We start from the raw sequence: 10,764 nt of genomic DNA, 5'->3' as shown, positions 1-10,764 counted from the left end.
GGGGGAGGGGAAGCCAGCGGGCGGCCCGCACCTCCAGCGCCGGCGCCAGCGCCTCCGCCGCCACCTGGAGGCGGGCCAGCCAGCGCCCCGCCTCCTCCTCGTCCGCCGCGCCCGGATCGAAGAAGAGCAGCCGGAAGCCGGCCGCCCCCGCCCAGCGGAGCCAGGCCAGCGCCTCCGCCAGGTCGGCCGGCCCGTCGCCCGGCCTCAGCCGCGCCCGCAGCTCGACACGCCCGCCCCCGCCGCCGGGCAGGGATCCACCGCGCGCGGCGGAATGGGAATCCTGAGGAAGGGGTGACCGTGACCGCATGCCGGAGATCGCCTACCACGTCGCCATGCCGGAACCTGCGACCCATTACTTCGAGGTGAGCCTGCGCGTCACCGGCCTGGCCGGTTTCCGCGGCGCCTCGGCCGCCGGCGGGCCGGCGCCCGAGGGGACGCTGGAGTTCAGCCTGCCGGTCTGGACGCCGGGATCGTACAGCATCGAGGACTACGCCAAACACCTGGTCGACCTGCGCGCGGAGTCGGACGGGGAGGAGGCCGGCGCCGAGCTGCCGCTGGAGAAGGTGGGCAAGTCCACCTGGCGGGTGCGGCTCCAGGGCCACGAGGCGCTCCGCCTGCGCTGGCGCGTCTGGGCGCATCAGCTGGACGTGGACGCGGCCGACCTGGACGAGCACCACGCCTTCTGGAACGGGACGCTCCTCTTCCTCTACCTGGAGGGGGGGAAGGAGCTGCCCTGCACCCTGGAGGTGGAGGCGCCGGCGGGCTGGGAGGTCTACACGGGGCTCGAGCCGGTGGAGGGGCGGCCGGGACTCTTCCGCGCCGCCGACTACGACGAGCTGGTGGACTGCCCGGTGGAATGCGGCCGGCCGCGCCTCTACACCTTCGAGGTGGAGGGCGTGCCGCACCGGCTGGTGCTGGACGGCCACGGGAACGAGGAGCCCGAGCGGCTGGTCGCCGACGTGCGCGCCATCGTCGCGGAGGCGGCGCGGATGATGGGCGGCCTGCCCTACCGCCACTACACCTTCCTGGTCCACCTGGTGGATCGGCGCGGCGGCGGCCTGGAGCACCGGAACTCGACGGCCATCCAGGTGGGCCGCTTCCGCTTCCGCGATCCCAAGGAGTACTCGCGCACGCTCACCCTCTTCGCGCACGAGTTCTTCCACCTCTGGAACGTCAAGCGCATCCGGCCGGTGGCGCTGGGCCCCTTCGACTACCTGCGCGAGAACCTGACGCGGCTGCTCTGGGCGATGGAGGGCCTGACCGACTACTACGCCTGGATGCTGGTGGGGCGGGCGGGGGTGGTGCCGCGCGAGCGCTTCCTCGCCTACGTGGCGGAGGCCGTCCAGCGCCTGGAGGAGACGCCGGGGCGGCGCGTCCAGCCGGTGGCCGAGTCCAGCTGGAACACCTGGATCGACTTCTACCGGCCCGACGAGAACACGCCCAACACCGGCATCTCGTACTACGTGAAGGGCTCGCTGGTGGGGCTGGCGCTGGACGTGGAGATCCGCAGCCGGACGGAGGGGCGCCGCTCGCTGGACGATGTGATGCGCCTCCTCTGGGAGCGGTACGGCAGCCGCGACCGGGGCGTTCCCGAGCTGGAGGGCTGGAAGGCCGTCGCCGAGGAAGTCTCGGGCTTCTCCCTCGACGACTTCTTCGCCCGCTACGTGACCGGCACGGAGGAGATGGACTGGGCGGGCCCGCTGGAGTTCCTGGGCCTGGAGCTGGAGCGGCGGCGCGAGGAGCCGGAGGAGGAGGGCGCCGCCGGCGGCGAGCCGATGCCCGGGAGCGACGAGCGCTGGGCCTGGTGGTACGAGAAGCGGCCCGGCGCCGAGCTGGGCGTCCGCCTGGAGAGCCGCGAGGGCCGCCTCCTGGTGGCCACGGTCCTGGAGGACGGGCCCGCTTACGGCAGCGGCCTCGCCCCGGGTGACGAGATCGTGGCCGTCGACGGCTTCCGGGTGGTCGACGAGAAGGGGTTGCGCGAGCGCCTCGCCGACCGCCGCCCGGGCGAGCGCGTCCGTCTGACCACCTTCCGCCGGGAGGAGGAGCGGCGGGTGGAGGTGAAGCTGGGCGAACGGCGGCCCTCGCGCTATGTCCTCAAGCCGGTGCCCGAGCCCAGCGAGGCGCAGCGCGAGGCCTTCGCCGCCTGGACGCACGGGCAGTACAGCCTGGCGTCCGGGGAACGGGCCTAGAGCGAGTCGGGTGCCCGGCGGCGGGAGAGGGGGAGGGGCGCGTGGCGCAACTGGCCCTGCACGGCTGGATGGGGAGCTGGCTGGCGGCCCGCCGCTATCCGGGCGCGCGGCCGCCGGGGAGCCCGGAGGCGGCCTACAAGACGGCAGTGGTCTGGGGCAGCTTGGCGCCCGACGCCGACCTGGCCCTGGAGCTGCCGCTCTACCCCTTCCACCCGCGGCTGGCCGCCTCGCTTCACCGGAGCTGGAGCCACTCCTGGCTCCTCCAGCCGCTCTGGGCGCTCGGGCTGGAGCGGCTGGCGGCGCGCCGCGAGGCGGGCCCGCCGCCGGCCGCGGTCCGCCGGCAGCGCTACGGGGGGCTGCTGGCCGGGATGGGGCTGCACAGCGCGACCGACGTGGCCGTCTGGTTCTCGCCGGTGGCGCTCTTCTGGCCGCTGGGGCGGCTGGGCGTCCCCGACCGGGTCGACCTCTGGGAGCCGGTGCGAGGGAGGCTGCCCGAGCGGCTGGGCAACCTGCTGGGAGCGCTGGAGCACGGCAGCTGGGCCGCCTGGCTCGCCTGGCTGGCGAGGCGCGCCGAGCCCGGCCGGGCCCGGCGCCAGGCCGTGCTGGCGGCCGGCCTCTCGCTGGCGGGCTTCGCCGCCACCGCGCTGCTGGCGCGGCGGATGCCGCGCCAGCGCTTCGACGTGATCAACTACGGCCTCGTCATGCCCGCGCTCCTGCCCTGGCAGCTCGGCGCCCTGCGCGGCCTGCGCCGCGTGCTGGAGTCGCTCTGAGCGCGCCGGGGCCCCGCGGGCGGGGCGCCGCTTCCGCGGGGGCGGGCCGTTTGAGCGGAAAGAAGTGGGTGAAAGGAGCGCCGCCGTGCGAGTCGGTTGCCACCTGAGCACCGCCCGGGGCTTCGAGAAGGCGGTGGAGGCCGCCCTGGAGCTTAATGGCAATTTCTTTCAGTACTTTCCAAAGAATCCGCGAAGCTATCAGCTGAAGGCGGTCGACCGGGCGGCGGGGGCGCGCGGCGCCCAGGCGGCCCGGGAGGCCGACGTCTGGACGGTGGCCCACTCGCCCTACGTCACCAACCTGGCCACCTACGACCCCAAGCTGCACGAGACCACGGTAGCCTCGGTGATCAACGACCTGGAGCTGACGGAGGCGCTGGGCACCCCCTGGCTGGTCGTCCACTTCGGCAAGCACGTGGGCGGGGGCGAGGAGGAGGGCAAGCGCCGCATGGTGGAGACGCTGGACGAGATCCTGGCCGGCTATCGGGGCTCCACCCTGCTCTGCCTGGAGAACACGGCCGGGCAGGGCTCCGAGATGGGGCGGACGCCGGCGGAGTGGATGGAGATCGTCGAGGCGGTACGCCAGCCGGAGCGACTGGGGCTCTGCCTGGATACCTGCCACGCCTTCGCGGCGGGCGTGGTGGACTGGCGCGACGAGCGCTCGGTGGCCGCCTTCGAGGCGGAGCTGCGCGCCACGGGGGCGCTTCCTCTGATCAAGGTGATCCACTTCAACGACAGCATGGTCGACTTCGGCGGCCGCCGCGACCGCCATCAGCGCCTCTTGAAGGGCTACATCGGCGAGGAGGGCCTGCGCCGCGCCGCCACCCTGCCCGCCTTTCGCGAGATCCCGCTCTGCCTGGAGACGCCCGTCGACGAGGAGCGCGAGTACGGCCCGGAGATCGCGCTGCTGCGGCGCTGGAAGGAGGCGGCCGGGGAGGCGGAGGCCGCCGGCGCCTAGGCGGGCGGCCAGGACGGGGGCCGGAGAGGGAGAGAGGCAGTGGTCGGAAGGTCGGGCAGGCCGCCGCCGCCTTCCTTCCGGCAGGGCGCCACGTGCCGCCGCCGCCCGGCTTAACGCTTCCGCAACCCGTCGTTTCTCCGGACAGGTTAGCCTTCCCCTGTGGGAAGACTCCTCCGAGGAGGTCGATGGAGTCCATGAGCGGAATGCGGCCCGCGCCGGGTCGCGCCCGGATGCTCGCCGTTCCCGTGCTCGCCCTGGCCCTTGCGCTGGCGCTGGGCGCCTGCGGGGGCGGCGCCGCGACGCCGCCCCCTGGAGGGACGGGCCCGAACGCCGGGGCGACGCCCTCCGGCGGCTCCGGGCAGGCGGCGCTGACGGGGGCGGGTTCCACCTTCGACTACCCGCTCTTCAGCAAGATGTTCGCCGAGTACCAGAAGCTCCACCCCGGCGTCCAGATCAACTACCAGTCCATCGGCAGCGGGGCCGGCCAGCAGCAGCTCTTCGCGGGCACCGTCGACTTCGGCGCCTCGGACGCGCCGCTCAACGACCAGCAGCTCCAGGAGCATCCGTCCATCGTCCACATCCCCATCACGCTGGGCGCCGTAGCCGTGGGCTACAACCTGCCCGGGGTCGGCTCGGGCCTCCGCCTGACCGGCGACGTGCTGGCCAAGATCTACCTCGGCCAGATCCAGAAGTGGAACGATCCCGCGATCCAGAGCCTCAACCCGAACCGGAAGCTTCCGGATCTTCCCATCGCGGTCGTCCACCGCTCGGACGGGAGCGGCACCACCTTCATCTTCACCAGCTACCTCTCCGCGGTCAGCCCGGAGTGGAGCTCGAAGGTGGGCAGCGGGACCTCGGTCAGCTGGCCCGCCGGCGTGGGCGGCAAGGGTTCCGACGGCGTCTCCGCCCAGGTGAAGCAGGTTCCGGGCGGGATCGGTTACTTCGAGATGGCCTACGCCATGCAGAACGGGATCCCCGTGGCCACCATCCGGAACAGGGACGGCCAGTGGGTGGCGCCCAGCGTGGACGGCGCCTCGGTGGGTGCCGAACAGGCGGCCGCCAACATGCCCTCCGACCTCCGCGCGATGTTCGTCAACGCGCCGGGTCCGACCACCTATCCCATCGCCGGCTTCAGCTGGCTGCTGCTGGACAAGAACCGCGTCACCAAGCCGCTCCTGGACCTGGTGGCCTGGATGATCCGCGACGGCCAGTCCTACGCCAAGGACCTCTACTACGGCCCGCTCCCCGACCAGGTGGTCCGGCTGGACGAGCAGAAGCTCCAGGCGCTGCAGGCGGCGGTGAAGTAGAGGCCGCGCAGGCGCCGCTTTCTTCCGGGCGGACACCGGGGCCCTGCGGGGCCCCGGTGTCGTCTGGCCGGTACTTTCTGTCGTTTTGGACGCTTTGCGCAGGAAGGCCCCCGCTCCGGTTCGAAAAGGAAGCGCCAGACGGCGCCAGGCGGCCGGTCCGGCCACGGCTGGCCCGGCCGCGCGCGGCGGGGGCGGGGGCGGTCCATGGAGTCCATCCTGCTCGTGGTCGACGTGGACGGGCGCCGGGGCGTGCTGCGCGCCGCGCTGGCCGACGCGGGCGGGCGCGGCGTCGCCTTCCTGACCGGCTCCTGGCCGGCCGGGCAGCCCCGGCAGCTGGAGCGGACGCTGGTGACGACGCTGCGCGACCTGGTGCGCCGCTCGGGGCTCCTGCCGCAGGAGGTGGCCGGCGTGGTCCTGGTGGCCGAGGCGGACCAGGCCATGCTTTGGCGGGCCGACGGCCTGCCGCTGGCCGGACCGCTCCCGCTGGCCGGCGCGGGCGCCGAGGCGGCCGCGGCGGCGCTGGAGGAGCTTCGCCGCAGCCTGCCCGCCGGGCTTCCTCCCGCCGGGGGGGCGCTCCGCTTCGGACCGCTGGGCGCCTGGCTGGTGGCCGCCCTCTGCGGCGGGGAAGGCGTCGCGGAGGCGGCCGGCGCCGACCGGCTCGGCCTTCTGGATCGCCGGGCGCGGGGCTGGCTGCCTCCCGCCCGCCTGGGGGCGGCGGGGGCGGAGCTGGCGGAGCTTCTCCCGCCGCTCCGCCCCAGCCTGGGCGAGCTGGGCCGGACGGCCCCGCGCGTCCTCGACTTCCCGCTGCCGGTGGTGGCGCTCCTGGACCGGCGCGTGGCCGAGGTGGCGGGCCATGCCGGGGCCTGCTGGAGCGGCGGGGGGTGGCCGGAGCCGGCCGAGGCGCTCCTCCTCCTGGAGGAGGAGGCGACGCTGCGCGTGGTAAGCGGCCTCCCCCCGGAGGCGCTGGAGGGGGAGGCGGATCCCGGCCGCCCGCAGCCGGGCCCTCTCGCCGAGGAGTCGCCCCCCCGCGTCGCCTTCCAGGAGGGCATGCGCCTCTACTCGCTGCTGGAGGCGCGGGCCGGTCCGGCCGGCCGGCTCGACCGCTGGCTCGAGGAGGGGCTGGGACTCTCCTCGGGCTGGGCCGAGACGGAGCGCCTCGCCCGGGCGGCCGCCCCGGACGGCCCGGCCCGGCTGGAGACGGGGCCGGACGGCCGCTGGGAGCTGCGCGGGCTGGACGAGGGGAGCGGCGCCGCCGTCCTGGCCCGGCTGGTGGTGGAGGCGCCGGCGACGCGGGCGGCGGCGGCGCTGGAGGCCTGGCGCCACCGCGCCGGGGAGGGCGCGGCGCCGCACCACCTGCACGTGGGCGGCCTGGCCGCGCTGAGCGACCTCCGCCTGCAGGCGCTGGCCCGCGCCACCGGGCTGCCCGCCCTGCGGGCGACCCAGCACGCGGCGGTGGAGCGGGGGGCGGTGCTCCTGGGCGCCCGCGCGGTCGGCCGGGCCGCGGCCGGGCAGGAGCCCGACCCCTTCCCCGCCACCGTCTTCTACCCCGGCTCCGCGGAGGAGGAGCCCTGAGCGGCGGCGGCCCCGCGCAGGGCGGCCAGCGCCGGCCGGAAGGCGGCCGGGAAGGGGAGGGCGTCCAGCTCGCCGCAGGCGACCCAGCGGCCCTCCGCCGCCGGCGCCGGCGCCTCCTCCAGGCGCAGCGCGCGCACCTCCGCCTGCCAGAGGCGGTGGCTGAAGGCGTGGGCGTAGCGGGTCAGCGGCTCGCCTCCGGAGGCGGCGAGCCGCCTCCGGGCCCCTGCCGCGAGCCCCGGCAGAAGGCGGGCCAGCCAGGCCTCCAAGTCCAGGGCCTCCCAGGGCGACTCCTCCACCGGGAGCGCCGGCAGGCCGGCCAGGAGGCCGCGCGGGGGGCGGCGGACCACCAGCAGGCGGCTTCCGCCCGCCCGCGGCCGCGCCAGGAGCGCGAGGACCGCCACCGGCTGCGGCCGCGGCGCCGCCCGCGGGCGGGGCGGCGGCAGCGCCTCCTCCAGGCCGAGACGGCGCGCCTTGCAGAAGCTCTCCAGGGGGCACTCCGGGCAGCGCGGGCGGCGCGGCCGGCAGAGGGTGGCGGCCAGGTCCATGACGGCCTGGTTCCAGGCGCCGGGCCGGTCCGGGTCGAGCAGCCCCCGGGCCAGCCGCTCCAGGAGCCGGCGCAGGGGTGGGCGCGAGGCGTCGCCCTCCAGGGCGGCCAGGCGGGTCAGGAGGCGCTGGGCGTTGCCGTCCAGGGCCGGCTCGGGCAGGCCGAAGGCGATGCTGGCCACCGCGCCGGCCGTGTAGGCGCCGACGCCGGGCAGGCGGCGGAGGAGCTCCGGGTCGGCCGGCAGGCTTCCTCCGTAGCGCTCGGCCAGCTCGCGCGCGCAGGCCTGGAGCGCCCGCGCGCGGCGGTAGTAGCCCAGGCCGGACCAGAGCGCCTCCAGTTCGGCCGGGTCGGCGCGGGCGAGGCTGGCCGCGTCGGGGAAGCGGGCGAGGAAGCGCCGCCAGTACGGGATGACGGTCTCCACCCGCGTCTGCTGGAGCATCACCTCGGAGACGAGGATGGCGTAGGGGTCGCGGCTCTCGCGCCAGGGCAGGCGCCGGCCGCGCGCGCGGTACCACTCCAGGAGGCTCCGGCGCAGCTCCACGCGCCGCTCCAGGAGCGCCGCGACGCGCTCCTCCGCCTCCGCTCCGGCCCTAGCCGCCAACCGCCGGCCCCCCCGCCTCGCCGGCCGCCGCCTGGCGCGCCGCCAGCTGCGCGCGCATCTCGGCCAGGCGCGGTCCCCAGAGCGGGTAGAAGAGCATGGAGAGGACGCCCAGGGCGATGAAGAGGCTGGGCACGCCGCCCAGGAGGAGGCGCAGGCCGAGGAGCGCCCGCGGCGGCTGGACGGCCAGGTGCGGGTCGTAGCCGGTCAACAGCTGGGTGAGCGTCATCACCAGCGCCTGCACCGCGATGCCCAGGCGGATGATCAGCGCCTGCATGCCGAAGTACATCCCCTCGCGGCGGACGCCGGTGCGCAGCTCGTCCTCGTCGATCACGTCGGCGATCAGCACGTCCAGGAGCATCATCTGGCCGGCCAGGCCGATCCCCGCCAGCCCCGCCACCACCAGCGCCTGCTGGAAGCTGCCCACGAAGAGGAAGCCCCAGAGCGCCACCGCGAAGGCGATCGCCGAGCGGATGATGGCCGCCCGCGCGCCGATGCGGACGGTCACCCTCGACCAGGGCAGCATGGCCAGGAAGGTGACGACGAAGATGACGCCCAGCAGGAGCGAGGTCTCGGTGTTGCCCACCCGCAGCACGTACTTCGTGTAGAAGGGCATGACCGACGGCAGGAGCGTGAAGTTGAGCTGGAAGGCGAAGCTGGCCATCACGTAGAACAGGAAGGAGCGACTGGAGAAGGTGTAGCGGAGCGCCAACCAGGGGGAGAGGACCGCTTCCTCGCTCCCCGTCCGCCCCGAGGCCCCCTCGCGGCTGCCGAGCAGCGAGACGCCGAGGGCCAGCGCCGCGACGGCGGCGAAGAGCCAGCCCATCCCCGCCCAGCCCAGCCGGCTGCCGTAGAGGAGAGGTGCTGCCGCCATGCCCAGCAGCGCCCCCACCACCGTGAAGATCTGCCGCCAGGCGGAGACCTGGGCGCGTTCCTCCAGCGTCCGGAACATCTCCGGGAAGAGCGCCGTCCAGTTGAGGATGACCAGCGTGTAGAGGCCGTCGAAGATGAAGATGATGCCGAAAAAGTAGGCCAGCAGCGGGGTCGTCCCCGCCCCCAGCGGCGGCGACCAGACCAGGGCGAAGGCGACCGCCAGCGGCAGGAATCCCAGCGCGATGTACGGGATCCTCCGCCCCCAGCGGGTGCGCGTCCGGTCCGAGAGGTAGCCGAAGAGCGGGTCGTTGATCGCGTTCCAGAAGCCGTACAGGGCGAAGAGCGTGCCGACGGCGGCCACCGGCAGCTTGACCGTGTCCTCGTAGAAGAAGAGGACGAAGGCACCGAACGCCTGGCTCAGGAGCGCGCTGCCCAGCGAGCCCGAGCTGTAGGCGATCTTCCGCCACCTCTCCAGGAGTCGCACCCCCCGCACCGAAACCTTGTTCGACAGAGCGGCGGGCCAAGCCTGCCGCGGCGGAGGTGGCAGCGATGCGCATCACCGACCTCGTGCCCGTCCCCGACCTCCTCGGGATGCGGCGCGTGCTCTGTATCCAGCCCCACCCCGACGACATGGAGGTGGGCGCCGGCGCCACCGTCGCCCGGCTCTGCCGGGCGGGCGGCCGGGTGCGCGTGGTGACGGTGACCGACGGCGGCGTGGGCAGCGCCGATCCCGCGATGTCGCCGGCCGAGCTGGCCGCCGTCCGGCGCGGCGAGGCCGAGGCGGCGGCCCGCCTCCTCGGCGTGGCGGAGATGGGCTGGCTCGGCTTCCCGGACGGGGGCGAGCTGGAGGAAGGCGCCGTCCGCCGGGCGCTGGCGCGGGAGATCCGCGCCTTCCGGCCCGACCTCCTCCTCGCGCCCGACCCCTGGCTCCCCTACGAGGCGCATCCGGACCACCGGCTGACCGGCCTGGCGGCCGCGGCGGCGGCGATCCTGGCCGCCTTCCCCTACGCCCTCCGCAGCGGCGAGGGGCCGGAACCGCGCCACGAGGTGCAGGCCGTCGCCTTCTACGGCACGGCGGCGCCCAACACGCGCGTCGACGTGGGCGAGACCTGGGCTCTGAAGCTGGAGGCGCTGCGGGCGCACCGGAGCCAGTTCCCGCCCGAGACCTGGCCCTTCGTGCAGGCCTATTTCGAGGGGAAGGCGCGCGAGATCGGGGCCGGGGCCGGCTGCGAGCTGGCCGAGGCCTTCAAGGTGCTGCCGCCCATCGCGCTCCACTTCAACGTCGACGCGGCGGCCAGCTGAGGGCGGGGGTGCGGCTCGTGCGGGTGGTGGTGGTCGGCGGAGGCAGCGTCTACACCGCCGAGCTGGCGCAGGGCTTCCTGCGGCGCAGGGAGAGCCTGCCGCTGGCGGAGCTGGTGCTGGTCGACCTGCCCGAGGGGGCGGAGAAGGTGGAGGCGGTGGCCGGGCTCGTGCGGCGGATGTTCGCGCGGGCGGGCCACCCGGCGCGGATCGAGGTCACCTTCGACCGGCGGCGCGCCCTGGAGGGCGCCGACTTCGTGATCAGCCAGTTCCGCGTCGGCGGGGTGGCCGCGCGCCGCCTCGACGAGCGGATCCCGCTCCGCCACGGCGTCGTCGGCCAGGAGACCACCGGGCCGGGCGGCTTCGCCCTGGCGCTGCGGACGGTGCCGGTGGCGCTCGAGCTGGCCGCCGACGTGCGCGAGCTGGCGCCGCAGGCCTGGCTGGTCAACTTCACCAACCCCTCGGGCCTGGTGACGGAGGCCATCCGCCGCCACGAGCCCGCCGTCCGCTCCTTCGGCCTCTGCAACGTGCCGCTCAGCCTGCAGCGCGGGGTGGCGCGGGCGCTGGGGGTGGCGGAGGAGCGCGTCAGCCTCCGCACGATCGGCCTCAACCACCTCTCCTGGAGCCGGCTCTTCCTGGACGGGAGGGAGATCACGG

The 10,764-nt window shown here is 75.2% G+C and carries 10 protein-coding genes; 7 read left to right on the top strand and 3 right to left on the bottom strand.

Annotated features, from left to right (window positions below; all coding sequences use genetic code 11):
- On the bottom strand, nucleotides 1-307 hold a 307-nt coding region (locus K6U79_09260), incomplete at its 3' end, for a hypothetical protein (GenBank protein ID MCL6522540.1).
- On the opposite strand from K6U79_09260, the gene K6U79_09255 reads away from it, so the two are divergent.
- The 5 genes from K6U79_09255 to K6U79_09235 all read left to right on the top strand — a co-directional run bounded on the left by K6U79_09255 (nucleotide 306) and on the right by K6U79_09235 (nucleotide 6,793).
- Nucleotides 306-2,189, top strand: coding sequence for a PDZ domain-containing protein (locus K6U79_09255; protein MCL6522539.1), 1,884 nt, complete (start codon nucleotides 306-308; stop codon nucleotides 2,187-2,189). The genes K6U79_09260 and K6U79_09255 overlap by 2 nt on opposite strands.
- Before the next feature lie 41 nt (nucleotides 2,190-2,230).
- Nucleotides 2,231-2,959 carry a metal-dependent hydrolase gene (locus K6U79_09250; protein MCL6522538.1) on the top strand — a complete coding sequence of 243 codons (729 nt, stop codon included), beginning with the start codon at nucleotides 2,231-2,233 and terminating at the stop codon, nucleotides 2,957-2,959.
- An 85-nt stretch (nucleotides 2,960-3,044) separates the two neighbouring features.
- On the top strand, nucleotides 3,045-3,914 hold the full coding sequence (locus K6U79_09245) for a deoxyribonuclease IV (protein MCL6522537.1): 870 nt from the start codon (nucleotides 3,045-3,047) through the stop codon (nucleotides 3,912-3,914).
- A gap of 203 nt (nucleotides 3,915-4,117) precedes the next feature.
- Nucleotides 4,118-5,221: a phosphate ABC transporter substrate-binding protein PstS gene (gene pstS, locus K6U79_09240; GenBank protein MCL6522536.1), complete on the top strand. Its 1,104-nt coding sequence runs from the start codon at nucleotides 4,118-4,120 to the stop codon at nucleotides 5,219-5,221.
- 204 nt (nucleotides 5,222-5,425) lie between these two features.
- Complete coding sequence (locus K6U79_09235) at nucleotides 5,426-6,793, top strand: hypothetical protein (protein ID MCL6522535.1); 1,368 nt, start codon at nucleotides 5,426-5,428, stop codon at nucleotides 6,791-6,793.
- Here the strand turns inward: K6U79_09235 and K6U79_09230 are convergent.
- Both K6U79_09230 and K6U79_09225 read right to left on the bottom strand, forming a co-directional pair.
- A complete protein-coding gene (locus K6U79_09230; protein ID MCL6522534.1) occupies nucleotides 6,763-7,878 on the bottom strand; it encodes an A/G-specific adenine glycosylase in 1,116 nt (371 codons plus the stop codon). The genes K6U79_09235 and K6U79_09230 overlap by 31 nt on opposite strands.
- Nucleotides 7,879-7,927: 49 nt before the next feature.
- Nucleotides 7,928-9,292 carry an MFS transporter gene (locus K6U79_09225; protein ID MCL6522533.1) on the bottom strand — a complete coding sequence of 455 codons (1,365 nt, stop codon included), beginning with the start codon at nucleotides 9,290-9,292 and terminating at the stop codon, nucleotides 7,928-7,930.
- Between the two features lie 65 nt (nucleotides 9,293-9,357).
- Here K6U79_09225 and K6U79_09220 point away from each other — a divergent pair, with 65 nt between their 5' ends.
- Nucleotides 9,358-10,110: a PIG-L family deacetylase gene (locus K6U79_09220; protein MCL6522532.1), complete on the top strand. Its 753-nt coding sequence runs from the start codon at nucleotides 9,358-9,360 to the stop codon at nucleotides 10,108-10,110.
- Between the two features lie 8 nt (nucleotides 10,111-10,118).
- Nucleotides 10,119-10,764 (top strand): 6-phospho-beta-glucosidase (locus tag K6U79_09215; GenBank protein ID MCL6522531.1); only part of this gene is annotated, 646 nt, incomplete at its 3' end.

The organism is Bacillota bacterium, assembly GCA_023511835.1.
Classification (GTDB): Bacteria; Bacillota; Sulfobacillia; order JAIMAT01; family JAIMAT01; genus JAIMAT01.
The sequence above is the reverse complement of the archived record's forward strand: the minus strand, read 5'-3'. Positions and strand labels throughout refer to the sequence as shown.

Excerpts from the sequence above, each read along its gene's own strand:
- K6U79_09235 (MCL6522535.1), top strand. The coding sequence starts at position 5,426 with ATGGAGTCCATCCTGCTCGTGGTCGACGTGGACGGGCGCCGGGGCGTG.
- K6U79_09220 (MCL6522532.1), top strand. The coding sequence starts at position 9,358 with ATGCGCATCACCGACCTCGTGCCCGTCCCCGACCTCCTCGGGATGCGG.
- pstS (MCL6522536.1), top strand. The coding sequence starts at position 4,118 with ATGCGGCCCGCGCCGGGTCGCGCCCGGATGCTCGCCGTTCCCGTGCTC.
- K6U79_09255 (MCL6522539.1), top strand. The coding sequence starts at position 306 with ATGCCGGAGATCGCCTACCACGTCGCCATGCCGGAACCTGCGACCCAT.